The sequence below is a fragment of the Erythrobacter sp. genome, assembly GCF_011765465.1.
Classification (GTDB): domain Bacteria; phylum Pseudomonadota; class Alphaproteobacteria; order Sphingomonadales; family Sphingomonadaceae; genus Erythrobacter.
Genome location: NZ_CP050265.1, coordinates 2,210,916 through 2,235,739, shown reverse-complemented (window position 1 = coordinate 2,235,739; position 24,824 = coordinate 2,210,916). Strand labels below are relative to the sequence as shown.

The 24,824-nt window shown below is 65.7% G+C and carries 22 protein-coding genes and 1 tRNA gene; 17 read left to right on the top strand and 6 right to left on the bottom strand.

The features are described 5' to 3' along the window. Positions 1-52 precede the first annotated feature (52 nt). Together G9473_RS10675 and G9473_RS10670 are read left to right on the top strand one after the other, a co-directional pair. On the top strand, positions 53-1,324 hold the full coding sequence (locus tag G9473_RS10675) for an RsmB/NOP family class I SAM-dependent RNA methyltransferase (RefSeq protein WP_291133201.1): 1,272 nt from the start codon (positions 53-55) through the stop codon (positions 1,322-1,324). Then, positions 1,321-1,626 (top strand): hypothetical protein, encoded by a 306-nt coding sequence (locus G9473_RS10670; protein ID WP_291133199.1) that lies wholly within the window; start codon positions 1,321-1,323, stop codon positions 1,624-1,626. The genes G9473_RS10675 and G9473_RS10670 overlap by 4 nt, the downstream gene beginning before the upstream one ends. Positions 1,627-1,641: 15 nt before the next feature. On the opposite strand, the gene msrA is transcribed toward G9473_RS10670, so the two are convergent. Beyond that, a complete protein-coding gene (gene msrA / locus G9473_RS10665; RefSeq protein WP_291133197.1) occupies positions 1,642-2,202 on the bottom strand; it encodes a peptide-methionine (S)-S-oxide reductase MsrA in 561 nt (186 codons plus the stop codon). Positions 2,203-2,335: 133 nt separating this feature from the next. On the opposite strand from msrA, the gene G9473_RS10660 reads away from it, so the two are divergent. The 11 genes from G9473_RS10660 to G9473_RS10610 all read left to right on the top strand — a co-directional run bounded on the left by G9473_RS10660 (position 2,336) and on the right by G9473_RS10610 (position 11,717). Further along, on the top strand, positions 2,336-3,172 hold the full coding sequence (locus G9473_RS10660; protein ID WP_291133195.1) for a hypothetical protein: 837 nt from the start codon (positions 2,336-2,338) through the stop codon (positions 3,170-3,172). A 35-nt stretch (positions 3,173-3,207) separates the two neighbouring features. Beyond that, positions 3,208-4,086, top strand: a complete 879-nt coding sequence (aguB, locus tag G9473_RS10655; RefSeq protein ID WP_291133193.1) for an N-carbamoylputrescine amidase — start codon at positions 3,208-3,210, stop codon at positions 4,084-4,086. After that, complete coding sequence (gene folK / locus G9473_RS10650; RefSeq protein WP_291133191.1) at positions 4,083-4,571, top strand: 2-amino-4-hydroxy-6-hydroxymethyldihydropteridine diphosphokinase; 489 nt, start codon at positions 4,083-4,085, stop codon at positions 4,569-4,571. Before aguB ends, folK begins: the two co-directional genes overlap by 4 nt. Before the next feature lie 47 nt (positions 4,572-4,618). Beyond that, positions 4,619-4,694 (top strand) — tRNA-Lys (locus G9473_RS10645). Between the two features lie 128 nt (positions 4,695-4,822). Beyond that, positions 4,823-6,403, top strand: coding sequence for a site-specific integrase (locus G9473_RS10640; protein ID WP_291133189.1), 1,581 nt, complete (start codon positions 4,823-4,825; stop codon positions 6,401-6,403). An 866-nt stretch (positions 6,404-7,269) separates the two neighbouring features. Next, complete coding sequence (locus G9473_RS10635; RefSeq protein ID WP_291133187.1) at positions 7,270-7,923, top strand: hypothetical protein; 654 nt, start codon at positions 7,270-7,272, stop codon at positions 7,921-7,923. 23 nt (positions 7,924-7,946) lie between these two features. Further along, positions 7,947-8,504, top strand: a complete 558-nt coding sequence (locus tag G9473_RS10630; protein ID WP_291133186.1) for a hypothetical protein — start codon at positions 7,947-7,949, stop codon at positions 8,502-8,504. A 206-nt stretch (positions 8,505-8,710) separates the two neighbouring features. Beyond that, positions 8,711-9,178: a hypothetical protein gene (locus G9473_RS10625; RefSeq protein ID WP_291133184.1), complete on the top strand. Its 468-nt coding sequence runs from the start codon at positions 8,711-8,713 to the stop codon at positions 9,176-9,178. Between the two features lie 205 nt (positions 9,179-9,383). Continuing rightward, positions 9,384-10,106 (top strand): hypothetical protein, encoded by a 723-nt coding sequence (locus G9473_RS10620; RefSeq protein WP_291133182.1) that lies wholly within the window; start codon positions 9,384-9,386, stop codon positions 10,104-10,106. Between the two features lie 296 nt (positions 10,107-10,402). After that, the gene (locus tag G9473_RS10615; protein WP_291133180.1) at positions 10,403-11,077 is read left to right on the top strand and encodes a recombinase family protein; all 675 of its coding nucleotides are present in this window, start codon (positions 10,403-10,405) and stop codon (positions 11,075-11,077) included. A gap of 109 nt (positions 11,078-11,186) precedes the next feature. Further along, positions 11,187-11,717 carry an HIRAN domain-containing protein gene (locus tag G9473_RS10610; protein WP_291133178.1) on the top strand — a complete coding sequence of 177 codons (531 nt, stop codon included), beginning with the start codon at positions 11,187-11,189 and terminating at the stop codon, positions 11,715-11,717. A 395-nt stretch (positions 11,718-12,112) separates the two neighbouring features. On the opposite strand, the gene G9473_RS10605 is transcribed toward G9473_RS10610, so the two are convergent. Both G9473_RS10605 and G9473_RS10600 read right to left on the bottom strand, forming a co-directional pair. Continuing rightward, a complete protein-coding gene (locus tag G9473_RS10605; protein WP_291133176.1) occupies positions 12,113-12,439 on the bottom strand; it encodes an MliC family protein in 327 nt (108 codons plus the stop codon). 60 nt (positions 12,440-12,499) lie between these two features. After that, entirely contained in the window at positions 12,500-13,219 is a 720-nt protein-coding gene (locus tag G9473_RS10600) for a queuosine precursor transporter (protein ID WP_291133174.1), read from the bottom strand. 261 nt (positions 13,220-13,480) lie between these two features. On the opposite strand from G9473_RS10600, the gene G9473_RS10595 reads away from it, so the two are divergent. From G9473_RS10595 to G9473_RS10585, 3 genes are all read left to right on the top strand, one after another. Then, positions 13,481-14,965: a nucleoside transporter C-terminal domain-containing protein gene (locus G9473_RS10595; protein WP_291133172.1), complete on the top strand. Its 1,485-nt coding sequence runs from the start codon at positions 13,481-13,483 to the stop codon at positions 14,963-14,965. An 82-nt stretch (positions 14,966-15,047) separates the two neighbouring features. Then, positions 15,048-15,995, top strand: coding sequence for a 2-oxoglutarate and iron-dependent oxygenase domain-containing protein (locus tag G9473_RS10590; protein WP_291133170.1), 948 nt, complete (start codon positions 15,048-15,050; stop codon positions 15,993-15,995). A gap of 305 nt (positions 15,996-16,300) precedes the next feature. After that, positions 16,301-19,726 (top strand): TonB-dependent receptor, encoded by a 3,426-nt coding sequence (locus G9473_RS10585; protein WP_291133168.1) that lies wholly within the window; start codon positions 16,301-16,303, stop codon positions 19,724-19,726. A 122-nt stretch (positions 19,727-19,848) separates the two neighbouring features. On the opposite strand, the gene G9473_RS10580 is transcribed toward G9473_RS10585, so the two are convergent. Further along, entirely contained in the window at positions 19,849-22,785 is a 2,937-nt protein-coding gene (locus G9473_RS10580; protein ID WP_291133167.1) for an ATP-binding protein, read from the bottom strand. Between the two features lie 114 nt (positions 22,786-22,899). Between G9473_RS10580 and G9473_RS10575 the strand changes: the two genes are divergently transcribed. Then, entirely contained in the window at positions 22,900-23,625 is a 726-nt protein-coding gene (locus G9473_RS10575) for an energy transducer TonB (RefSeq protein WP_291133165.1), read from the top strand. Positions 23,626-23,705: 80 nt separating this feature from the next. Here the strand turns inward: G9473_RS10575 and G9473_RS10570 are convergent, their stop codons facing one another. Both G9473_RS10570 and G9473_RS10565 read right to left on the bottom strand, forming a co-directional pair. Continuing rightward, complete coding sequence (locus G9473_RS10570) at positions 23,706-24,002, bottom strand: polyhydroxyalkanoic acid system family protein (protein ID WP_291133163.1); 297 nt, start codon at positions 24,000-24,002, stop codon at positions 23,706-23,708. A 1-nt stretch (position 24,003) separates the two neighbouring features. Further along, on the bottom strand, positions 24,004-24,819 hold the full coding sequence (locus G9473_RS10565) for a hypothetical protein (protein WP_291133161.1): 816 nt from the start codon (positions 24,817-24,819) through the stop codon (positions 24,004-24,006). Between the last annotated feature and the right edge of the window lie 5 nt (positions 24,820-24,824).

The following is a 24,824-nucleotide window of genomic DNA, read 5'->3' as shown; positions in this document are numbered from 1 at the left end:
CACTCAAATGTGCGCGCTGGCGCTTGGTTTCAAGCGGGTCTAGGGCGCGGTCATGCCGAAGACACCGGGCCTTCCCGCGCGCCGCGCCGCGCTCAAGCTTCTCGATGCCGTCCTGCGCCGGGGCGAGACGCTCGAACAGGCGGAGGGCGCGGCGCTTTCGGGGATTCACGCAGCCGAGGACCGCGCGCTCGCCCGGGCCATCGCAGGCGAGGCGCTGCGCTGGCTGGTCGACTGCGACGCGCTGATCGACAGCGCGACGAAGCAGCGCCTGCCGGACGACGCCAAGGCGCGCAGCGTGCTGCGGATCATGCTCGCACAGTCGCTCAGGCTCGGCACGCCGGCGCACGCCGTGGTCGCGACCGGACTGCCGCTGCTCGCCGGAGGACCGCGGCGGCTGGCGCACGGCGTGTTCTCGACCCTGACGAAGCGCGAGGTCGCCCTTCCCGCCGCGCCGACCCTGCCCGAGCGGGTCCGCGCGCGCTGGGGCGAGCGGGCCGATGCGATCGCCCCCGGACTTGCCGACCCGCCCGAACTCGACCTTGCCCTCAAGGACGCCTCGCAGACTGCCGAGCGCGCCGCGTGCATGGGCGGAGTGAGTCTCGCCCCCGGCCATGTCCGCCTGCCGCGCGGCACGGCGGTCGAGGCGCTGGAGGGGTTCAGGGAGGGGGATTGGTGGGTGCAGGATCTCGCCGCGCAAATCCCGGCCCGGCTGCTGGGCGGAGGCGCCAATGAACCGGGTGGCCGTCACGCGCTCGACCTGTGCGCCGCGCCGGGCGGCAAGACGCTGGCGCTCGCCGCGAGCGGGTGGAAAGTGACCGCGCTGGACATCTCCAAGAGGCGGCTCGACCTGCTCAAGGCGAACCTGAAGCGCACCGGCCTCGCCGCCTCGCCGGTGCGGGCCGATGCTCTTACATGGGAACCGAGGCACCGCTTCGACGCGATCCTGCTCGACGCGCCCTGCACCGCGACCGGCACCTGCCGCCGCCACCCCGATGTGCTGCACCGCATCGGCAAGGGCCAGATTGCGGAAATGGTCGAATTGCAGCGTGCCCTCCTCACCCGCGCCGCCGACTGGCTCGCGCCCGGCGGGCGGCTGGTCTACGCGGTGTGCTCGCTAGAGGAGGAGGAAGGCGAGCAGCAGGCGCGCTGGATTGCCGAGACGCTCGGGCTGGAACAGGCGCCGGTCGCTGCCGCCGAATTGCCCGCGGGCCTCACGCCGACTGCCGAGGGCCACGTCCGCACCCATCCTGGGATGCTGGCGGAGCAGGGCGGGCTCGACGGGTTCTTCATCAGCCGCTGGCGAGGAAAGGGAGGGCTCCCATGACGAAAGAGAAGACCGTACGCCTCTATTCCGATCAGAACGCGCAGAGCCGCCGGACGATCGATCTCACCCTGCGTGCCAACGGGTCGATCCGGCTCGAAGCCGGTGATGTCGGGCCGCTCGTCGAACGGATGTTCGGGGACGGTGACTACGAGTTCTGGGTCACCGTCGAGCCGGATGCGGTCGCCGCGCTCTGCTTCGCGCTCCTGCAAGACCGGTTTTCGGGTGACGCGAACGCCATCGACCATCTCAGGAGCTTTTGCGAGGCCGAAGGCGTGCGATGCGACTTTGGCAGCTGGGCCTGACCCGGACCCTTCGCGTCAGACCTTCACCTTTTCGGCGAAGCTCTTGCGCAGCTTCATCAGCTTGGGCGGGATGACCGCGAGGCAATAGGGGTTCCGCTGGCCTTCGCCCTCCCAGTATTCCTGGTGGTAGTCCTCCGCCGGATACCACGGCTTCACCTGTTCGCCCCCTTCGCCCGCATTGGCATCGAAGCCCTCGATCGTGGTCACGGCCATCTTGCCGTTCTCGGTGTTCCAGCGGAGGATCGCGGCCTTGGCTTCCTCGAACTGCCCGGCCGAAAGCGGGAAGATCGCGCTGCGATACTGCGTGCCGACATCGTTGCCCTGGCGGTTCAATTGGGTCGGGTCGTGCGTGCCCATGAAGACGTCGTAGATCTCGGCAAGGCTGATCGTGCCCGGATCGAAAGTCACCCGGATCGCCTCGGCATGGCCGGTGCGCCCGGTGCAGATGTCCTTGTAGGTCGGATTGTCGGTCTCGCCGCCGATATAGCCGCTTTCGACCTCGCTCACGCCCACCACATCGCGGAAGACCGCCTCGGTGCACCAGAAGCACCCGCCTGCCATGATCGCCTGTTCCATGCCGTCTCCTTTGCCTTTTGCCCGGACTTAGGAAGGGAACGCAGCAATGTCATCGCTTGTTTCCGGGTCATCGCTTGTTTCCGCGGGCGCGATCACTAATCATGGCCCGCACCCCGACGAGAGGAGATTCCCGATGAAACGCCTTGCACTTGCCGCCGCGACCGCGCTTGCCGGAGCCGCGGCGCTTACCGCCGTTCCCGCCATCGCCGACAATCACATGGAAGCCTCGGCGCCTGCGCTCGAGGACGTGCTGGCCGATGCCCGCCGCGACCAGGACCGCGCGCGCGACCAGTATCGCAACCCCGCCGAAACGCTCGCCTTCTTCGGGGTCGAGCCCGACATGACCGTCGCCGAATTCAGCCCCGGCGGCGGCTGGTATACCCGCGTGCTCGCGCCCTATATCGCGCCTGCCGGCAAATATGTCGCCTTCAACACCCCCGCGCAGCAGCCGCCCGAAGGGCCGGGCTGGGCCGAGACTTTCACCAAGCGCGTCTCCGACATGATCGGCACCGCGCCGGGCAAGGTCGACGCCTTCGAGGTCGGCTCGATGCCGGAGGACATGGCCGGCACGGTCGACCGCGTGCTGATCTTCCGTTCGATGCACGGGCTCAACGCCGGCAACATGGCCGACAGCGTGCTCAAGACCGCGCGAATGCTGCTCAAGGACGACGGCATGGTCGGCGTGGTCCAGCACCGCGCCCCCGACGGCGCGAGCTACGACGACTACGGCGCTCGCCAACGCGGCTATATGCGCGAGAAGGACGTCGTGAACATATTCGAGGCGGCCGGCTTCGAACTGGTGAAGAAGAGCGAGATCAACGCCAATCCCAAGGATCCGGCGAACTGGCCGCGCGGCGTGTGGACCCTGCCCCCCACACTAGCGACGGGCGAGGACGATCCCAAGCGGTCCGAATATCTCTCCATCGGTGAGAGCGACCGCATGACCCTCCTGTTCAAGAAAGCCTACTGATCGCCTGCGGGCGGCGACGAGGAAATCCAAGACCCATGCGAAGCATCACCGTCGCCGCCCTCCAGCTGTCGCTCGACCGCGGCAGCGAGCAGGCCAATATCGATGCCGTCGCCGAACTTGTCGGCGAAGCGGCGGGGCAGGGCGCGCGCGTAATCCAGCCGCCCGAACTCTTCTCCACCCCCTATTTCTGCCGCGAGGAGGAGGAGGCGCTGTTCGCGCTCGCCAAGCCGACTGCGGAACATCCGAGCGTGATTGCGATGCAGCGGCTTGCGGAAAGGCTGAAGGTCGCGATCCCGACCAGCTTCTTCGAGCGTGACGGGCATCACTATTACAATACGCTCGCCATGATCGGGCCGGATGGGGCGATCATGGGAACCTATCGCAAGAGCCATATCCCCGACGGGCCGGGCTACGAGGAGAAGTACTATTTCCGCCCCGGAAACGACGGGTTCAAGGTGTGGGACGTGCCCGGCGACGACGGGGCCCCGGTGCGGATCGGCGTCGGCGTGTGCTGGGACCAGTGGTATCCAGAGGCGGCGCGGATCATGGCGCTCAAAGGCGCGGAAGTGCTGTTCTACCCCACCGCGATCGGCTCCGAACCGTACGACCCTGACCTCGACACCAGCCGGATGTGGCGCCGCGCAATGCAGGGCCACGCAGTCTCGAACTGTATCCCCGTCATCGCGGTCAACCGGATCGGAGCGGAAGGGCCGCAAGGTGCCGAGCAGGTCTTCTACGGCCACTCCTTCATCACCGACGAATGGGGCGATCTCGTCGCCGAATTCGGGCGCGAGGAAGAGGGTGTGCTGGTCGCCACGCTCGACCTCGAACGCGCCGCGACGCACCGGGCGGGCATGGGCTTCTTCCGCGACCGCCGCCCGAACCTTTACGAACGGCTGGCGCAGGACATTTGAGCAGCCTCTACCTCGTCGCATTGGGATCGAACCGGCGCCACCATGTCTATGGCCCGCCGCGCGCGGTCGTGCACGCCGCGATGGAGGAGCTCGCCGCTTTCGGCACGGTCATGGCGCGATCGCGCGTGGTGCGCTCCGCCCCGATGGGCGCGGCCCAGCGCCGCTTCGCCAATGCCGCGAGCGTGCTGGCGAGCGAATATGACCCGCCCGCCCTGCTCGCCGCGCTCAAGCGGATGGAGCGCGAATTCGGGCGGCGGCGCGGGCGGCGCTGGGGCGACCGGGTGCTCGATCTCGACATCGTGCTGTGGAGCGGCGGGGAGTGGCGGGGAGAGCTGCTGACGATACCGCACCCCCATTTCCGCGAGCGCGCCTTCGTGCTTGGCCCGGCGAGCGAGGTGGCGCGCGGCTGGCGCGATCCCGTCACCGGCCTCACCATCGCCCAGCTCACTCGCCGCTTGACCAGGAGGGAGGCGCTGCCTAGGTGAGCGCTCCGCCGTCGCGGCTCCTCGCCGCTGCGCGCGACCCTTGGCAAGGGCCCTTAGCTCAGTCGGTAGAGCAACTGACTTTTAATCAGTAGGTCGCTGGTTCGAACCCAGCAGGGCTCACCATTTATCGCCTTGAAGTCCTTGGTTTTCCGTCTTTTATGGCGCAAGCGTCTGGATCATCTGCACCACAAAGCTGCTACACAGCGGAGGGTGGTGAGGTGTTCAAGTTATCCCGGCGCAAAGGCTCTTCGATGTGGCAGGTGCGCAAGCGGTGGCCGCTCGATTGCGCTCCGATCCTTCGCGGAGAGTTCATCCGCTCCACGGGAGAGACGGACAAGGAGAAGGCTGCGGACAAGCTCCCGCTCATTGCTGGGGAGTATCGTGCGAAGGTGAATGAGGCTCGCGAGGCTGCAAAGGCGATCCCCGAGCGATCCCTGACCGAAGCCGAAGCGCATCGCATGGCGGCAGAGTTCTTCAACACCCAGCTTCCCTCCTTCCTGCCCCAGCGGCGGCTTGAGGCTACCGACCATAGGCAGCTCCTCCGGACGACCAAGGACCGCCTTGAGGCCGCTCAAGCGATGCTCGGGCGGGGCGACGTTGGACCTGTCCTAGCGGCCAGCAGGACACTCATGCAGCAGGCCGGACTGTCGACCGACGAGGACAGCCCCGAGGTGGCCTACCTACAGCGGATGCTCATGCGAGCATTTGTCGAGCTACACCGGGCAGCGATAGCGCGACTCGAGGGCGATGCCGCCTACGCCCCGCGCGATGCCGAGCTGGTGGCACCCCCGGCTGCCCCCGAGGCGTCCGAGGAGAAGACCGTGGGCCAGCTGATTGAGGCATACGAGCGGGCGAAAAGTCCGGGATGGTCTGCATCTTCCAAGCGCGCCTTTGGCCCGGTTGCTCGCCTGCTCCGCGAGGAGTTCGGGGAGCGGGAGGTGAGCAGCATCACACGCGAAGACGCTCGGGAGTTTGTCGAGCTTTTGCAGTCCATCCCTAAAGGCATGGGCCGGAGGCTTGCGCTCAAGGGTCTGACAGCGCGTGAGGCAGTGGCCAAGGGGAAGGAGCTGGGTATAGCCCCGATCACGGCGAAGACCGTGAATGACGGATACCTTGTCCATGTGGTCGCGGTCTTCAACTGGGCGGTCACCGAGCGGTGGATCGCTTCTCACTCATTTCACAAGCTGCGGGTGGCCGATCCAATCGATGATGCAGACCGCCGTGATCCGTTCACCAGCGAGCAGCTCAAAACGATCTTCACGCACGCTCCTTGGGATCGCCCGTGGGATAACAGCAGGGACGATCCGGGGCGATTCTGGGTGCCGCTGCTGTGCCTGTTTCAGGGGCTGCGTTTGAGCGAGGCTACGCGCCTGCGGATCAGCGATGTGGAGGAGGGTGGCACACCTGCGATCCATATCCGCACCCAAGGTGGGCAGCGCCTCAAGACCGAGTCATCGCGGGGAACGTTGCCGCTCCATCCTGAGCTGATCCGTCTGGGGTTCCTGTCGTTCGTCGATGAGCAGAAAGCTGCGGGGGAGGATCAGTTATTCCCGGAGGAAGGCTCAGGGCGCGATCTGTCCGATTGGTTCAGCGGCCATGTCCGGGCGATGAAGCTGGAAGGGCGGAAGCTCGGTATGCACTCATTTCGACACGGGTTTGAGGACAGGCTGCGCGAGGCTGGCCTGCCGGAGCGCACGGCCTTGGCGCTGGCTCGTCGCGCTGAGAAAGGGTCCAGCCGCGTTTATGGTGAAGGGGCTTCCATGCAGAGCAAGGCGGAGGCGATTGAGCGCGTGGTTTACCCCGGCCTCGCCCTTGATCATCTGGCCCCGTGAAACTCGCGGATTCCCGTGGGGGGCCTAAAACACCGCCCATAGCAGCGAGAACCGAAAAATCGGGGACAGGCCGACCCAGCGTCAGCCCAAGCGGCATCCCATCCGGCGGCTTCGGGCCTGTCGAAGGGCGCGGATTTATGAAGGGGGTCACAAAAGGTGACCTTTAGAAGAGAGAATCGGGATTTTCGGGTCTCCGCCTTCCCTAGGTCAGCCCGAATGACCGACCAGCGGAGCTTCGCTCAGTGACGACCACCAACGCCTGTTAGCGAAGGGGTTGACATGATACAGCGTATCATATACCCTAGTCCCTTACTAGTACTACTACTCAGTACTGCGCTTAGGGATATAGGAAGGGAAGAGATAGTAAGGGAGTATCCCTTAGGTCTGCCCCAAGGTCATCCCTCCGGTCAGCCCCAAGGTCTATCCTAGCGGGGCTGCTCAGTCACCATCCTCTTCTCCTGTCCATACCAACGGGGCTGCCCCGGCAAGTGTGCCCTGTGCTGCCCGTGAAGGGGGCTAGGATTCGAAAGACGGGGCTGCGCGGCACTCACCCCCCACCCGATGCCAAATCGTCAATCCTGAGTCACCTGAGAGGCTCCTACGGGTTTGACCCCCAGGCTGCCCCAGCGGGGCTGCCTTCCCCCGCCATCACCACCATCACCTGACACCCGCCAAGGGCTGCCCCAGCGGGGCCGCCCCTGCAAGGAGTCCTGCCCATCACGTTCCACAACCCCCACGCCACGCCCTACGCCTTCCCAGCGGGAAAGGACCGGGCGCTGACGGACTACCTCGAGGAGAGGACCAAGTACGACCCAGCCAGCGGCTGTCTGCTCTGGACGGGGCCTGTGACCAAGGACGGAACCCCCGTGGCCTCCCAGCCCATTGCATCGAAGCGCGGCTCCCGGCAGATCACCCGGCTGGTGTGGTCGCTCCACCACGGTCGCAAGCTCGACCAGAGCGAGCAGCTCGTCCGCACCTGCGGCAACCCGAAGTGCATCCACCCGGAGCATCTCAAGGTCGCCGATGCGGCTGACCTGTGGGATGACCCCGAGATGCCCCGCAAGCGACAAGGCAGCGTCGGCTCGCTCAAGGTCGGCAACCGGACCCTGTCGGCGCAAGAGGTCCATCTCATTCAGAACTGGCCCCTGCCCCGCGACCCGTCCTTGGGTCTGCCCTACCTGTTTCGCTACGAGCTTGGCCTATCCCATCTTTCCCAGCCTCGCTGGTGCGACATCAGGCCCCACGCCCTTCACCGGTTCGAGATCATCCGCGCCGTGCGCCGCTGCCCGATCCGGGCCAGCCGCTCGGTCCTGCCCTGCGGATTCATCCGCTACGACCTCCCGCCGGGGGTCACCGAGATCGCCTTCACCGAGCCGCCGCCCCCGCAGTGGGAGCCGAGCGGCTGGACGGAAGACGATTGGGAGCAAGTCGAATGGCAAGCAGCCCTACCACCCATCCACCCCGAGGCCGACCATCGGCCATCCATCCACCCAGCTGATCTAGAGCGGCAAGCCGCCTAGCAGCCAACCGAGAGCAACTGACCATGTCAGACAATCTTCCCGAGAACCTCCAACCCACCGCCGCCGATATCGCCCGAGACCGGGAGCTTGCCGCCGAGGCCAAGGCCATCCTTGGCGAGATCGAAAAGGAGAGCGGCCACCGGGTGAAGGTCAACACCCAGAGCTACAGCTCCGTCCAGTACGGAGCGGACGGCAGCATCGTCTCGCGTATCGAGAACGATGTCCCGCTGCAGACCCCTGAACAGGAAGCCGTCGCCAAGGCGCAGTCTGCCGCCAATGCCGAGCTGATGCGGATCGAGAGCGACATCGCCCGCCTTGTCGCGCAACGCGACGAGATCACGGGCTACGACACCGAGGGCAACCCCAAGTACTTCCTGCCCGAACGCGACCGCCAGCAGCTCGAACGCCGCATCCGCCACCTTCGCCTTGGCCTCGTCAACCAGAAGCGGCTGAACGAGCGCAAGTGGCGCAAGGAGGCAGCCGAGCGATTCGAGCGGCAGCAAGAGTTGCAGAACGAGGCCCAGAAGCTCGCCAAGGAGCTGGAGGCCAAGGGCCGCGTCCAGCGCATTCCCGGCTGGTAAGCGATGCCCCGGCTTTCCGCCCTCGCCCTGCTCGCCGTCGGCGCGCTTTCACACCTCCTCACCTTCGCCCTGGCCTAACCGCTAGGCCCCGAGGTTGCTCAAGGGCCGGGGTAGCGTCCGGCTCTCTCACTGACCCCGCCCGTTTGTCATGGTCCGGGCGGGGCCATCTTTCCGACGCAGACCGTGACCCTCCCCAAAGTGAGAGAATGAGCACCACAACCAAGACTCCGGCCCGCGCGGGCCGAGAGCGGACCTGCCACCAGTGCGGGACCACCTACCGCTCGCCGCGCAACTCCTCCCGCTACTGCTCCCCGGCCTGCCGCAAGCGCGCCGCCCGAGGGACCGCCCCAACGGGAGGCCCTAAGGCTGGCCCTTCGGCTTTCTCCCCGATCACCAAGGCCCTTTACCTCACTGGCTATGTCGGCCCCATCGGCCCGACCAGCCGCCGGGAGGACAGCCCAACCGTGTACGGCCTGCTGGTCGACCGCGAGGCTGCCTTTGCGGAGCTTGTCCACCAGTTCGACCGCAAGGATTGGGGGATCGTAAGCCGCGAAGAGTTCGATGCGGCTTTAAAGGCAGACGGCATCGTGGCCTTCACCCAGCGCAGCCCTGAGGCTGCCGCTCGGAAGCGCCGGAGCGATATCCGCAGGCAGCGCATCAAGCGAGCCATCTGAGCCTCTTAGCGTCCCGTTTCGCCGGGTTAGGGTCCAGACCTAGCCGCACTGTCGACACGGGACGCTAAGCACTGCGCGAAGGCGCGGAAAAGCGATGCCTTGGGTGGGCACTCAGGCGGACCCTAGGTTACACTTACGCACCAAAAGCGGACTGACCGCTAACGACCCCATTGCGGCCAAAGCCACGCCTTATTAGTGACGCTGAATGAGTTTAGCATTCTGCACGCGGTTTTTACCCGTTCTTGCTGCGCTTGCCGTAAGTTCTTGCGGGCCAGTTCGCCCTCAAGACAGGATGTGTCAGACCGATAAGCTTATCGGTTCCGGCGAGCGGGACTTAGCGGCCTTGGAAAGATACTTCCCGGACGGTTTCCCTGAGCAAATGCAGCCTGGTAATTGTGGCGTTGAAGGACCACGTCTTACCACCGTGGAGACCGAATGGTATCCGAGCCAGTGGAGCGCCGCTTGCGAACCGCCGCTAGAGGATGCTGTCACGACGGAAACCAATTCCCAATTTACCTTCCGCTTCAGCTATCTGCCATCATTTGATTCTTCCATCTTCATGCGCCTTGAATCGGATGACAACGGTCACATTCTCATTGTGAAGCAGATGACCGGCAACGGCGGAGGTGATCCGGGCATCATTTCTCGCTCGAAGGAGATTGAACTTGCGAACGATGAAGTCGCGGCCATTCAAGAGAGCATAGTCGGCATTTTGGAAGCCCGTGATGAAAGTATTGCAAAGTTACGACGAGAGGGGCCAAAGTACCCCTGCTCCTACCCATTCGACGGGACGCAGTGGATCTTGGAGACTGTTCAAAACGGGGAGTATGACTTGGTTCAAGATAATACACCTAGGCAAGGTTTATTATTCGACCTTGGGCACATGCTGTTAACGAAGACCGGTTGGGAAGACGTTTCTGAATTTTAGCCGACGTCCGGTTTCCACCCATAATCAGACATTGGCGAATGTCCGGAATATATCGCGCAAAAATCTGAAGAGGGATTGATAGATCGGGCTGCGCCAGTTTCCCCCGTGGGGGGTGCGATCCCCCGGAGGCAGCCGCTGCAACCGCCCCGAGGCACACAATCCGTCCCCTCGCGTTGCTTGAGTCCACCCGAGTCGCTTCCGCGACGAACCGAGCTTCACCCCCTTGCTCAATCCTCCGGCCCAGCCATACAAATCTGCCTAACGACGGTTACGCAGTTCTGTATGGAGGGAAGATCATGTGCCGAGTGGTGGCCTACTACCGAGTCTCGACCGCTGAACAGGGCCGCTCAGGCCTAGGGATCGAAGCCCAGCGGCAAGCCGTGCGCCAGCTCTGCGAGGCTCGCGGCTGGGAGGTGATCGACGAGCGGACCGAGGTGGAGAGCGGCAAGACCTCAAACCGCCCCCAGCTCGCCGCTGCGCTCCACCATGCGAAGGTCACAGGGGCGACCCTAGTGGTGGCCAAGCTAGACCGCCTAAGCCGCTCTGTGGCCTTCCTCAGCGCGCTGCAGGATAGCGGAGCCAAGTTCGTCGCTGCCGATATGCCCGAGGCGAACGACCTCACCGTGCACATCATGGCAGCCGTGGCGCAAGCCGAGCGGGAGGCCATCAGCAAGCGCACCAAGGATGCCCTGAGGGCTGCCAAAGCGGCTGGTCGTAAGCTGGGCAACCCGAATGGCGCAGCGGCTCTCCACAGGGCTGGCAAGGGGAACTCAGCGGCTGTGGAGAAGGTGAAGGCGGGAGCCAATAGCTACGCCCAAGACCTCGCCCCTGTGATCGCAGACATTCGGGCGAGCGGGGTGACCTCGCTAGGTGGCATCGCGGCGGAACTCAACGCTCGCCACATCCAAACTCGCAGGGGCGGGAAGTGGCACGCCTCAAGCGTGAGGAACCTGCTGGCCCGCCTCGCCTAAGGGTGTATTGCTCGGGTAACGCACTCGCGCTCATTCGCCTGAGAGGGTCTGATTTTTTCGACCTTGCCCATGCCCTTGCCGCCCTTGGGATATCCGCTAGGCTGGCCGCATGGCAGCACCCACACGCAAGAAGGTCTTCGACATTGTCGGCGAGTCCCGTGACGCGACGGACGGAACCCCGCGCCAGAATCTCCTTGCGAAGGTTGATCCCGGCGACGAGGTCAGCCTCCAGCGCCAGCCCGATAACCCGCATGACCCAAACGCAGTGGCCGTGCTCTGGAACGGGAAAGACATAGGCTTCCTGTCGCGGGAGGATGCCGCAGCCTTCGCCCCTGCTCTAGATGACGGGGTGTCCTACGCCGCACGGGTCCATGAGCTGAAAGGCGGGGTGAAGGGGTTTGCCTCCTACGGGGCGAAGATTGCCATCGCATGGGAAGGCAACAAGCTCCCGGCCTTCCGCCCGCTCGACGAGGAGCAAGAGCGATCGCGGAGAGGCCAGATAGCAGCCATGGGGCGAGAGCGGGATGCCTCAGGGGCATTCACCGGGGGCAACGCAGAGGGAGAACCCAAGGGCGGATGCATGGGGGTTCTCGTCGGCTTTGTGCTGGTGGGTGCGGCGGGCCTATACAGCTTCGTTTGACGGGCCATTAGCGTCCCGTATCGACCAAAACGGGGCATACCTACCTTCGCTGTCGATACGGGACGCTAAGGGGCTTTGTAACCCGCAGGAAACTGGGAGCGTGAAGAGCCGCTTTCTAAGACCTAGACCCCTTGTCTGGGCAGGCCCTAGATCTCATACCGCCCGAGCTTCTCCACCTCAGCCCTGAGGGTCTCCATATCCCACTCCCCGTAGGCCTGCCCCTCAGGTGACCTGAGGCTTGCCTCCGGTGCCCGCAGAGTGCTACACAATACCCCGTTACGAGTGGTGCAGAAATGGCAGAAAACTGCGGTTTTAGGGGCTGATACCGGGAGTAGGTCGCTGGTTCGAACCCAGCAGGGCTCACCATCGCTGCGCCGCGATGGGATGCAAGGCTCTTACATCCCGCGCTTCGGTGCGACTTTCGTGCAGGTCATCGGCATCATCCGGCCCACCGTCCACGTGGCCTCGTCGCCGCGGTCCCAGAAGGTGTGGCGCGCCGTCATGTATTTCGCGCCCGATGCGGCCGGAACCTGCGGCAGGATGAGCGGTTCCTCATCGCCTACCTGCACCTGCACCCGGTCGCCTTCGAGATAATCGACTGTGAGCAGCGGGCCGCGGTCGCATTGGTAATAGACGCTTGCCGCGGAATCGCTCGCATCATCATAGGTGCATCCGGCCAGCGCCAGAGCGCCGAGTGCCAGAGCATAGCCCGAAAACCGCATCGCTTTTCTCCCTCCATGCCTTCCGCCCCGGCAGACAGCTTAGGTCGAGTGGCGGGATAATCAATCGGCCGGGGGCGATGCCGAACTGCCGGGCTGCGGAGTTTCTTCGCGCCCGTCGAGCCAGCGGGCCGCGCGCACCCCGAAGGTGATGAGGAAGGGGACCAGCAACAGGCTCAATGTCACCTTGGCGATGACCTGGCCGACCAGCAGGGTGGATATGTCGAACTGGCCGTAAAAAGCGAGCGTCACGAAGATCACCGAATCGACCGCCTGGCTCAGCGCGGAGGCGACCGCTCCCCGGATCATCAGGCCGATCGTGGTGCCTTCTCCTTCGCCGCGCAGCCGGTCGAAGATCCAGATGTTGAGCAGGAGCGAGACGAGATAGGCGGCCGGTCCCGCCAGCATGATGCGCGGCGTCTGGCCCAGCACCCGCTCGAAGGCGGCGAGATCCTCGCCGCGGAAGTCGGTCATCTCGGGCGAGGGCGGCAGGCCGAGAACGAGGAAGATGATCGCCGCCGAAAGCCCGAGCGGGAGGAATCCCCACCACACGATGCGCTGCGCCATCGCCCGTCCGTAAAGCTGGGCGATGGTGCTGGAGATCACGACCAGCAGCAGGAAGGCGAAGATCCCGCTTTCGACCGCCAGCTCGCTCGGCCAGAGCTGGACCTGCTTGAACGCGATGACGCCCGCGAGCACGGTCATGCCGCCATAGAGCAAGGTGAAGACGAACAGGCCCAGCGGCATGGCGACCCGGCGGGGCGCGGAAACGGTCTCGGTCATGCCTTGTGCGCTAGTCGGGCGGGGCCGAAAAGGGAAGCGGCAAGCCCGCCCGCTTCCCCGACCGGGACGAGCCTGTCGGGAGCGTTCTCCCGGCTGCCGGTTGCGCGGCCTGCCTCTGGACTATTGCGCATTCCTCCGCAAAGTGCCACGCGAAGGGCACAAGGTGCGCTCCTGCGCGCCGGGGGGTCAGTCTCCGACACGTCTACCGCCTGCGGAAAGCGCGCAGCTTTTCCGCACGCCCACCAAGAGCCGAATTCCGCCGTGAACGAAAGCGCCACGTCCATTCTCTTCAGCCTGCTCGGCATCCTTGCCATCCTCGGGATCGCCTATGCCCTGTCTTCGGGCCGCTCGCATATCCGCCTGCGCGTGGTCGGTGCGGCCTTTGCGCTGCAGGCGGCGATGGCGGTGCTGGTCCTGCGCGTGCCTTTCGGCCAGGACATCATCCAGGGGCTTTCGCAGGGCGTCATCGCGCTGCTCGACTATTCGGTCGTCGGGATCGAGAGCGTGTTCGGGCCGATGGATTCCAATCCCTTCGCCACCGCCTTCGTCATCGCCGCGCTGCCGGTGATCGTCTTCTTCGCCGCAATCGTCGCGATCCTCTACCATCTCGGCATCATGCAGCGGCTGGTGCGCTGGGTCGGCGGCGCGATCGGCTGGATCACCGGGGTCAGCCGGGTCGAGGCGCTGGGAAGCGCGGCCAATATCTTCGTCGGCCAGTCGGAAAGCCCGCTGGTCGTGCGGCCCTATCTCGCCTCGCTTCCGCCTTCGCAGCTTTTCACGCTCATGGCGGTCGGCATGGCCGGGGTCGCGGGAACCATCCTTGCCGCCTATGCCAGTTTCATCGGGGACGAGGCGGTGCCCTTCCTGCTCGCCGCCGCTTTCATGTCGGCCCCCGGGGGCATCCTGATGGCCAAGATCATCATGCCCGATGAGCCTGTCCGGATCGAAGCGGGCGCTGCCGATGTCGCGGCGATGGCGGGGGCCCGCCTGCGCCGCAAGTCCGGCCCGCCGAGCGAAGGGACGCGCGTGGTGATGGTCGGCGCGAACGGCGAGGAAATCGAGCTTCCGCAAGGTGGCGGCAGCAGCAGCGGGGGCGGTCCGATGGGACCAGCGGTTTACGAGGCGGACGAGGCGGTCGAACTGGCCGAAACCTTCGAGGAAGGCCAGCGTCCCGCCAACATCATCGAGGCTGCGGCGCAGGGAACCCAGACCGGGGTCAAACTGGCGGTCGCGGTCGGGGCCATGGTGATGGTCTTCGTGGCGCTGGTCGCGCTCGCCAACGGGCTGTTGGGCGGGATCGGGTCGGGCCTGGTCGCGCTCGCGGCCGGGCTTGGCGTGCCGTTCGGAGCGGACACCGCGGCCTGGCTCGAGAACCTAAGCTTCCAGGGACTGCTCGGCACGATCTTCGCGCCGGTCATGTTTCTGATCGGCATTTCCGACTGGGAGCAGGCGCGGCTTGCGGGCGGGCTGTTCGGGACCAAGATCGTGCTCAACGAATTCGTCGCCTTCATCGACCTCGGCGCGATGACCGGCGACCAGCTGACTGAGCGCAGCCGGGCGATCGTCACCTTCGCGCTGTGCGGCTTCGCCAATTTCTCCTCGATCGCGATCCAGATGGCGGTGACCGGCAGCCTCGCCCCCAACCAGCGCCCGGTAATTGCGCGGCTGGGGCTCAAGGCGCTTGCCGCCGGCAGTCTCGCCAACCTGATGAGCGCGGCGCTGGCGAGCCTGTTCCTTCCCCTTTGACCGCGATCAAGGGCGGCGCGCGGCACTGGCTTCAAGGGCCCAAGCTGGCACAGCGCCGCTGCATCCCCTAGATAGGCATACCATGACCGAAACAGTTTCCGACACGCAGGCCGACATCGCCGTCGTCTCGATCGCCCAGCCGCTCGAGATGATCGCCGACGAACTCGGCCGCAGCTTTGCCGAATACGGCTTCGCCGTGATTCGCGACCACGGCATCCCGCAAGACCTGATCGAGCGGGCCGAGGCTAAGAGCCGCGAATTCTTCGCTCTGCCCGAAGCCGTCAAGCGCGCCTACAAGCTCGAAGGCGGGGGCGGCGCGCGCGGCTACACGCCGTTCGGGACGGAAAAGGCGAAGGACGCGGAAATCTTCGACCTCAAGGAGTTCTGGCACGTCGGGCGCACCCTGCCCGAAGGCCACCAGCTCTCCGAGTTCATGGCCCCGAACATCTGGCCGGACGAGGTCGAGGGGTTCGAGGCGGTGTTCTCCGACCTCTTTGCCGCTTTCGAGACGGCCGGGCTGCGCGTGCTGGAGGCGATCGCACTGCACCTTGGGCTGGAACGCGATTTCTTCGCGCCCACGGTCGAGGACGGCAATTCGGTCATGCGCCTGCTGCATTATCCGCCGCTCGGCCCCGACGCGCCCGAAGGCGCGATCCGCGCGGCGGCGCATGGCGATATCAACACGATCACCCTGCTGCTCGGCGCCGAGGAAGCGGGGCTCGAACTGCTCACGAAACAGGGCGAATGGCGCGCGGTGGACGTGCCCGAAGGCGCGCTCGTCATCAATGTCGGCGATATGCTGGAGAGGCTCACCAATGGCCGCCTGCGCTCGACCACGCACCGGGTCGTCAACCCGCGCGGGGAAGCGGCGCGGCGCTCGCGCTATTCGATGCCGTTCTTCCTCCATTTCCGGCCCGATTACGTGATCGAGCCGCTGGCGAGCTGCGTCGGAGACGACGAGGATGCGCCCGAGCCGATCAGCAGCCACGATTTCCTGATGCAGCGCCTGCGCGAGATCAATCTCGCCTGACCCGCGGCGACTGCGCGAAATCGCGCATTACCGAAATGTTACACTGCCGGGCTCCGGCGCACCCGCCGGGGCCCCGGATTCGCGCGCCCGGACAAAAAGGCGGGCTCGTTGCGCGGCTGCAACACTGGTTCCTGAAAACCCTGTGAATCCCGTATTTTAAGGCCGACCAGATAGATAGCTGGAGAGGGTCGAAAAGCACCCTGATGCTCGTTTCATCAAACTGTCACAAAAACGTCAATTTTGTGCAGCGCAACGCACCTAGGAGCGGCTTCGGCTTTCCTCCAACCTTCTCCAGGGGCTATTCCATGAAGATCAAATATCTCCTTGCAGCGAGCGTCGTCAGTCTCTCTGCAGCCACCGCGATGGTCGCCGCTCCGGCAGCCGCGCAGCAGATCACCTCGGGCGTCGAGGGTCAGGTCACCGACGAATCGGGCAATGCTCTTCCCGGGGCGACGATCACCGTCACCGACGAGCGTACCGGCAGCTCGCGCACCTCGACTTCGGGTTCGGGCGGCCAGTTCCGCGTCGTCAACCTGCAGCCGGGCGGCCCCTACAGCGTGACCGTCACCGCGCCGGGTTACGAAGGCCAGACCGTCGAGGATGTCTTCACCAGCATCGGCGGTCGCCAGAGCTTCACCTTCCAGCTCGCTTCGGGTGCGGCCGAGACGATCATCGTCACCGGCGCGCGCGCCGGCGCGACCCAGCTTGCGGTCGGCCCGGGCACGGCCTTCGACACGCAGACGCTCGAAGCCTTCCCGTCGATCACCCGCGATATCCGCGACATCATCCGCATCGACCCGCGTGTCGCGCTCGACAACCAGAACGACGTCGATCGCATCTCCTGCCTCGGTGGCAATGACCGTTCGAACACCTTCACTGTCGACGGCATCGTCCAGGCCGACGTCTTCGGTCTCAACGGCACGCCGTTCGCTGCGCGTAACGCGCTGCCGCTGCCGTTCGACGTGGTCGACCAGGTCTCCGTCGAATTCGCGCCGTTCGACGTCGAGTATTCCGAATTCACCGGCTGTCTCGTCAACGTCGTGACCAAGGCGGGCTCGAACGAATTCCACGGTTCGGCCTTCATCACCTATTTCGACGACGGGATGCTCGCCAACGAAGTCGATGGTCGCCCGCTCCAGGCCGGCAGCGAAAAGCGCTGGGGTGCCACGATCAACGGCCCGATCATCAAGGATCGCCTGTTCTTCTCCTTCGGCTATGAAGAAACCGACCTCGGCGACGGCAACGATTTCGGTCCTGCCGGCGGCGGTTTCGCCAACGAGGCGATCTTCGTCACCCAGAACCAGTTCGACGAATTCGCGCAGATCGCGCGCGACGTCTATGGCCAGGACGTGGGCGGCTATCCGACCACGCTGCCTGAAAGCTCGGTGCGCTATTTCGGTCGTATCGACGCCGTCATCGCCGATGGTCACCGTCTCGAGGCGACCTACCAGCGGCTCGAGGAAACCAACATCGAATCCGACACCGGCGGCCAGAACCTGACCGGCTTCAACTCGTTCGAGGACGAGGGCACGGTCTCGGACTACTACTCGCTGCGTCTCTACTCCGAATGGAGCGACACGATCTCGACCGAGCTGCGTGTCAGCCGCGCCGAAGTCGGCGACGTGCAGGGCCCGGTCGGCTTCGGTGAAGCCCAGTCGGACAACCCGACCGTGCGTCTCGCCGTCGGCGTGCAGCCGGTCCCGGGCGTCACCAGCGAAAACGGCCTGCTGACCACGGGCCCGGGCATCTTCCGTTCGGCCAACCAGCTCGACACCAAGATCGACCAGGCCCGCTTCCAGATGAACGTGGATGCCGGCGACGGCCACTTCCTGAAGTTCGGCGCCGAAATCAACGATCTGGAAGTGTTCAACCTGTTCGCGATCAACGCGACCGGCACGCTGTTCTTCCGCAACCTCGACGATTTCCGCAACGGCGTCGTCGCGGGCGGCAACTTCGCCAGCGTGTTCGGCGACCTTGCCGACGAACTCGCCGCAGGCAACCTCGGCGGCGGCACGATCAACGCCTCGCCTTCGGGTGACATCAACGAGGCCGCCGCGCTGTTCAGCCGCCGGATCTACTCGGTCTATGCGCAGGACGAATGGCAGGCGACCGACCAGCTGTCGATCAACGCCGGCATCCGTGTGCAGATGTACGACGGCGACGCCCCGCCCGCGAACCCGAACTTCCTCGATCGCTATGGCTTCACCAACGCGACTTCGTTCGGCCGTCTCGACACGCTGCTTCTGCCGCGTCTCTCGGCGACCTACGAATTCGACAATGACGGCTTCTTCTACAACAGCCGTCTGACCGGCGGCGTCGGCATCTTCTCCGGCGGCGACCCGGTGGTGTGGTTCTCCAACGCCTTCTCGAACAACGGCTTCAACGTCGGCGAGGGTTCGACCTTCGATGCGACCTGCGCCGGGTTTACCAACCCCGACGGTTCGTTCAACGTGCTGAACAACGGGAACTTCCAGGGCTTCCCGCAGTGCGCGATCAACGCCGGTTCGGCGCAGGCCGCGCAGGGTCTTGCCGACACCCAGTCGATCGACCCCGAAATCGACGTGCCGAGCGTGGTGCGTGCGAACATCGGTTTCGTCACCGACTTCGGCACGGAAACCGGCTTCTTCAGCAACTGGCGCCTGAACCTCGACTACATCTACTCGCGGTTCAACGACACGCTGAACTGGGTCGACCTGTCGCAGACGCCGAACCCGTCGCAGGGGCTCAACGGCTTCACCGTCGACGGTCGCCCGATCTACGACGCGATCGACCCGAGCAATGCCGGCTGCACCGCGCAGCTGCAGGGCACGGGCGGCACCCCGCCGGTCTACACGAACGTCAACGCGCCGTGCTTCAGCACCCGCCGCGACGACGAGATCCAGCTGACCAACGGGCCGAGCTTCGAAAGCCACGTGTTCTCGGCGATCCTGTCGAAGACCTTCGAAAGCGGCCTGTTCACCGATGGCGGCAGCACGCGGGTCAATTTCGGCTATGCCTTCACCGACTCGAACAACAACCGGAACGCCGGTTCGTCGACCGCAACCTCGTCCTATGACGTGACCGCAGCCTTCGACCGTCAGAACCCGGCGGTGTCGACCTCGAACTTCGAGACCCGTCACAACATCACCGCCACGGTGAACTTCCGGGAGGAATTCTTCGACGGGTACGACACCAATATCGGGATCTTCTTCCGGGCGCGTTCGGGCCTGCCTTACAGCCTGACCTTCGACGGCGGCGGCGTCTTCAACGACTCCTCGTCGGGTTCGGACAACGCGCTGCTCTACATCCCGACCGGCGTGAACGATCCGAACATCTCGCCGTCCTCGGACCCGGCTGCTGTGACCGCGCTGCTCGACTATCTCGGCACGAGCGAAGTCGGTGGGCAGTGCAGCTTCGATCTCGGCGAGTCGATTGCGCGCAACACCTGCAACAACGACTGGCACTTCGACATGGACCTGCGCTTCAGTCAGGAACTGCCCTTCATCGGCAGCCTGACCGGCATCGCCAATGACCGGGTCGAGGTGTTCGCGGACTTCGCCAACTTCCTCAACCTGCTCGACGGCAGCTGGAACGTCCTGCGTGCCCGCGGCCAGTTCGTCGACCTCGTCGACGGCGGCGTGGACGACGAGGGTCGTTACATCATCCGCGGCTTCAACCCGGACGACCAGAACAACCTCGCCATCGGCCCGTCGGCCTGGCGGATCCAGATCGGTGCGCGCTACGAATTCTAACCCGTAGCCGTCCGGTCATCCGGAACATGAGAGCGGCGGGGCCCGATGGGCTCCGCCGTTTTCGTTCGCGCTGCCGGTAGCGGGGCGTGAGGCAGGCAGCTCCGCGCCGATACGGCGCTTGCCTATCCCCCGCCTGGCTTGGCCTGGCCGGCGCTTTCGGCAACGGCCAGCAATTCGCGCGCCAGCGCTTCTCGCAACGCTCCGGAATGCTCCATCGCCAGGGCCCGTTCGAGCGCCGCGGCCTGGTCGCCGAGGCGGGCTTCGGAGAACATCGCGGCCGTGCCGGCGAGCCGGTGCAGCTTGCGAACCAGCGTCTCCACGTCCGTCTTGCTGTCTGGCTGTTCGCCTTGCACGAGGTCTGAATCGCTCCCGAGCAGCCCCTGGTCGAGCGCTTCGCGCACGGCCGCCAACGCTTCCGCCCGACGCGCGTGCCAGCGGCGCCGCAGCGCAGCCGAGCGTCGAGCGGCGGGCCCTGTGCAGCCGGAGGTGTCAAGCGCTTCGCTGCCATGCTCCCACGAGGCGTTGTCGAGCGCGCTTGGCGCGGCCTCGACGATCCGGGTCGGCAGCCAGCGTTGCAGCGCCCGCGCGAGCGATGCGAATTCCACCGGCTTGGCGAGGTGACCCTGCATTCCCGCCGCACGGGCATCGGCCACATCCTCGGCGAAGGCATTCGCGGTGAGCGCGATGATCGGCAGGCGGTCCGGTCCGATCCCCTCCGCCCGGATCGCCCGTGTCGCCGCATATCCATCGCAGCCCGGCATCTGGACGTCCATCAGCACCAGATCGAAGGGCTTCGAACGCATGACCGAATCGATCACCATCGAGATCGCCTCGTTCCCGTCGTGCGCCAACAGCACGTCCTGGCCGCATCGCTCGAGCATTTCGGCGACCAGTTGGCGGTTGATGTCGTGATCTTCCGCAAGCAGGACGCGCGCGGATTGAGGCAGGGTTTCTGGTTCGATCGCCTCGGGCGATGGCGCCGGCTTTGATGCCGGGTCGGCAAGCGGCGCAGGCAGGATTAGCGTGAAGCACGAACCTTTCCCGGGGGCGCTCTCGACCTCGATCCGGCCGCCCAGCAGTTCGGCCAGCTGGCGGCTGATCGACAGGCCCAGCCCGGTCCCGCCATAGCGCCTCGAGACGTCGCCCGAACCCTGCGCAAAGGGCCGGAAGATCTCCTCGATCCGCGCTTCGCCTATCCCGATCCCGCTGTCCTCGACCCGCACCCGGGCCATGCCCCGGTCGACCGTGTAGCTGACATCGATCCGCCCGCTTTCAGTGAATTTGACCGCATTGCCGATCAGGTTGAGCGCGATCTGACGCAGCCGCAGGCCGTCGGTCAGGATCCAGGGCCGCGCTTTTTCGTCGAAGCGGCATTCGCTCTCGCCGCCGCAGCCGCATTGAAAGGTGAGCTCAAGCCCCTTTTCTTCCGCGCTCGGCCGGTGCAGCGCGGCGCAATCGGACAGGGTGGCGTGGAGATCGACCGGCGCATGATCGATCGCGACTTCGCCGGCCTCAATTCTGGAAAGGTCGAGGATGTCGTTGAGCAGCAGCATCATCGACCGTCCGGATTCGACGATCAGGCCCGCCTGGCGGCGCTGTTCGGGGGCGAGATCCCCCTGCAGCATCAGTTCCGCAAAACCGAGCACACCGTTCATGGGCGTACGGATTTCGTGGCTCATGTTGGCGAGAAATTCCGATTTCGCCTGCGCCGCGTCCTCCGCCTTGCGGCGAGCGGTCCTCAGCAGGTCTTCGAGTTCGACTCGCCCGGTCACATCGCGGGTGGCGACGACGACACCGCAGCGCTCCCCGCTCACCGGGTCGGTCGCGATCGCGCAATCGGCCTCGAGAAAGATCGGGGAACCATCCGCCGCGTCGCGCAGTCGGCGATATGTGATCCGCTCCCGCTCGGACTCGCCGTGCATCAGCCGCTCGAGCGCGCGCGTCACCGGTTGGCGCGCATCCTCGTGCAACCGCGCCTCGACCGGCTGGCCGAGCAGTTCTTCCGGTTCGCTATCGAGCACCTCGCGCACCGAGGGCGAGGCGTAGGTGCACACTCCCCGAAGATCGTATCGCAGCACCGCATCGGCGATGTTCCGGGCAAGCAGGTCGAGCTCTTCTTTCCCCGCTTCGAGTTCCTGCATCATCCTGTTGTGCCCGGCGAGGATCGCGGCGACCGGCAGGCCGGTAAGGAAATTCGCCGCGACGAAAGCCTGGACGAGATGGACCTGCGCCAGCACCGAAGGGTTCGCCGCAGCGATCGGACCCTTGCCGGCCAGCGTCATCCCGCAGGCGACCCCCGCGACCGCCAACACGTGCAGCGCGGTCCCGAGGCTGCCGAGCCGGAAGGCATGGAACAGGGTGATCGGCGGGATCAGGAAGAGGAGCGGATAGAGCGGCTGGTCGAACACCAACAACGTGCAGGTCATTCCCGCCGCCAGCACGCCGACGGTCTGCACCAGCTGTTGCGACTTCAGCGCGATCCCGCGATCCAGCGCGTCATGCGCAAGCAGCGCCGTCGGGACCAGCGCCACCATGCCCATCGCATCGGTCATGAACCATGCCAGCGGGCCGCTCGGGAAGGGTACGCCCCCCGCCGGTAGCGCCAGCGATGCGAGCGCCGCCGAGGCGGCGGGGCCGACCAGCCCACCAGCCCAGACGAAGCGGGCAAGATGGGATACCCTCGTCATGTCGGCGAATGCGCCGCAGCCACGCCGCGTCAGCCATGTCACCAACGCGACGTCGACAAGGTTGGCGAGCGTGAAGGTCAGCGCCGTCGCCGCATCCGCCCCGAACAGCATATTGGCGGACAAGCTTGCTACCGCGAAAGCGAGCAAGAAGGGCAGTTCGTTGGAGAGGCGGGCGCGCAGAAGGAATGCGACACCGAGCGCATTGGGCAACCACACGCTCGCCGCGACCTGGCCGTAGCTCGCGGTCGCGAGGCTCGCCGCGGCCAGCGCGAAGAAGGCCGCCGCGCCGAGCAATGCGCCGAGCAGGCTCTTGCGGTCGAGCCTGCCTGCGGCGAGGAAACGCCCTCGCGCCCCGGCAAGGGCGTGTTTCATGGCTCCCGCCCGCGGGTTAGATCGCAATCCATCGCGCAATGCTATAGGAAACGGCGCCGACAAGCGGGTTCAACTCGCTCCGAAGCGGAGGCAATCGGGAGACACGAGGCCATCATGGCCGATTTTTTGCACCGGGACGGACCGCGAAAGAGGCGGCTGCGCTGGCCGCTCCTGCTTGCCATCGCGCTCGTTCATCTCGGCGGGCTTTACCTGCTCGGCAAGCTGCTCGCCCCGGACTTCACCGGCGGGATCGAGCGCAATGTGGTGGCGGCCTTCTCGCTCGAGGCACCGCCCGAGCCGCCGCCGCCGCCCGAGAACGAACCCGAACCCGACGAGGGGGCGCAAGGGGATGTGGGTAAGCAAGCGGTTCCCGACCCCGTCACCGCCCCCGAACCCGAAATAGACCTGCCCCGGCCAAGCCCCGCGCCGCAAGCGTCCTCGACCGGGACGGCGGACCGGTCAGGCGCGCGCGCATCGGGCGAGGGGACTGGCGCGGCCGGCAGCGGGCCGGGGACGGGCTCGGGCAATCGCGGCGGCGGGCGCGGCGGGGTCGCGGTGACCCGGCCGGTCCACATCTCCGGGCGGATCGACGATGCGCGCGACTACCCGGTCCCCCCGGGAGGGCGCGAGGTTCGGCGCGGGAGCGAGGTGATTGTCCGCGTCATCGTCGGCACGGACGGGCGCGCGCGCGACTGCACGATCTACCGCGCGAGCCCTGATCCGCAGGCTGATGCGATCACCTGCAACCTCGTCGAGGAGAGGCTCCGTTTCCGCCCCGCGATGGACGCGAACGGCAATCCCGTCCCGGCGCCGTTCTACTGGCGGCAACGCTGGTTCTGAGGATTCTGGTTGTGAGGATTACGCGAGCTGGCCGGACATCGGGAACCGGGCTCCCCCGATCCAGCCCGCATCGACGCTTTTCACCGCAGCAGGCGCGTGCCTTCCTTCTTCATCGCCCGTTCGATCGTGCCGCGCAGAAAGGACAGGGCGAGCGGCAGTTCCATCTCGATCGTCACGCTCTCGTCATGGATGTCGATCGCGCCTTTCAACTGCTTGCCGACGATCGTGATTACCATGTCCATGTGATCCTCGTCCCGCCAGTTCGTGTCGAGCTGTGCCATGCCGGGCGGGAAGAAATGGGCGATCTCGTGGTGCCGTTCGTGCAGTCGGCGGCGGACTTCCTCGCGGCCGAGGCTGTGGGGGAGCGAGACGCGCATATCAGGATTTCGATTTCTCGCGGGTTTCGATCGAGGGCGCTGGCAGCGGCGTGCCGCTCGTCTCCGGGTCGCCGCGCATATCGGCGAGCAGTTCGTCCCCGCCATAGCGATAGTCGAGATAGCGCGATTTCACCGCGAGATCGTCCAGCGCGCCTTCGGCCAGCCGCCGCGTCACCCGGTCCACCTCGCCCGACAGGCGCGTGAGGCTTTCGCTCAGGCGTTCGTCGGCGGTCTTCCCGGCGTGTTCCTCGCCGCGCAGGTGTTCGGGGATCCTGCGATAGTTCTCGATGGTCTCGGGGATATACTCTCCGACCAGTTCGCGCACTTCGCCCATCGCCGGATGCGCCGCGTCGATCGTCTCGAGCTGGAGCCCGAGCGCGTCGAGCTGTACGCCGAGCTGGTCGACCAGCCGCGCGGCGGGCGGTGGCAGCGCGGCGCGCTGGTTTTCGAGCCACAACTCGGTGCGCGCGACCATCTGCTGCGGGTTGCCCTGCTTGAGATCGGCACGCTTCGGCACTTTCACCTTGGGAAAATTCGTGAACACGAAACTCGCCGCCATGACGGCGAGCGCGACCATCATCACCCCGGTGAAGCCGATGCCGTCGAGCACCAGCCCCGCGATCGAGGCGCTGACGAGGATCGTGAGGACCGCGCCCGCGAAATACATCGCGCGCTTCATCCAGACCTTGCGCTTGGCCGCCGCCGATCCCTTGCCGATGCTTTTCGCCGGGCGATGCGTCCCGCCCTCGCGCTGCACCGCGAGCGATGTCTTCGCCTCTTTCAGTATGCGTTCGGATTCGCCGGTCGTGTCGGGCATCGCGG

Coding starts and splice junctions, on each gene's coding strand:
- G9473_RS10565 (WP_291133161.1), bottom strand. CDS start 24,819: ATGCCCGACACGACCGGCGAATCCGAACGCATACTGAAAGAGGCGAAG.
- G9473_RS10630 (WP_291133186.1), top strand. CDS start 7,947: ATGTCAGACAATCTTCCCGAGAACCTCCAACCCACCGCCGCCGATATC.
- msrA (WP_291133197.1), bottom strand. CDS start 2,202: ATGGAACAGGCGATCATGGCAGGCGGGTGCTTCTGGTGCACCGAGGCG.
- G9473_RS10590 (WP_291133170.1), top strand. CDS start 15,048: ATGACCGAAACAGTTTCCGACACGCAGGCCGACATCGCCGTCGTCTCG.
- G9473_RS10570 (WP_291133163.1), bottom strand. CDS start 24,002: ATGCGCGTCTCGCTCCCCCACAGCCTCGGCCGCGAGGAAGTCCGCCGC.
- G9473_RS10615 (WP_291133180.1), top strand. CDS start 10,403: ATGTGCCGAGTGGTGGCCTACTACCGAGTCTCGACCGCTGAACAGGGC.
- G9473_RS10605 (WP_291133176.1), bottom strand. CDS start 12,439: ATGCGGTTTTCGGGCTATGCTCTGGCACTCGGCGCTCTGGCGCTGGCC.
- G9473_RS10575 (WP_291133165.1), top strand. CDS start 22,900: ATGGCCGATTTTTTGCACCGGGACGGACCGCGAAAGAGGCGGCTGCGC.
- G9473_RS10625 (WP_291133184.1), top strand. CDS start 8,711: ATGAGCACCACAACCAAGACTCCGGCCCGCGCGGGCCGAGAGCGGACC.
- aguB (WP_291133193.1), top strand. CDS start 3,208: ATGCGAAGCATCACCGTCGCCGCCCTCCAGCTGTCGCTCGACCGCGGC.
- G9473_RS10640 (WP_291133189.1), top strand. CDS start 4,823: ATGTGGCAGGTGCGCAAGCGGTGGCCGCTCGATTGCGCTCCGATCCTT.
- G9473_RS10600 (WP_291133174.1), bottom strand. CDS start 13,219: ATGACCGAGACCGTTTCCGCGCCCCGCCGGGTCGCCATGCCGCTGGGC.
- G9473_RS10580 (WP_291133167.1), bottom strand. CDS start 22,785: ATGAAACACGCCCTTGCCGGGGCGCGAGGGCGTTTCCTCGCCGCAGGC.
- G9473_RS10610 (WP_291133178.1), top strand. CDS start 11,187: ATGGCAGCACCCACACGCAAGAAGGTCTTCGACATTGTCGGCGAGTCC.
- G9473_RS10585 (WP_291133168.1), top strand. CDS start 16,301: ATGAAGATCAAATATCTCCTTGCAGCGAGCGTCGTCAGTCTCTCTGCA.
- G9473_RS10670 (WP_291133199.1), top strand. CDS start 1,321: ATGACGAAAGAGAAGACCGTACGCCTCTATTCCGATCAGAACGCGCAG.
- G9473_RS10660 (WP_291133195.1), top strand. CDS start 2,336: ATGAAACGCCTTGCACTTGCCGCCGCGACCGCGCTTGCCGGAGCCGCG.
- G9473_RS10620 (WP_291133182.1), top strand. CDS start 9,384: ATGAGTTTAGCATTCTGCACGCGGTTTTTACCCGTTCTTGCTGCGCTT.
- G9473_RS10675 (WP_291133201.1), top strand. CDS start 53: ATGCCGAAGACACCGGGCCTTCCCGCGCGCCGCGCCGCGCTCAAGCTT.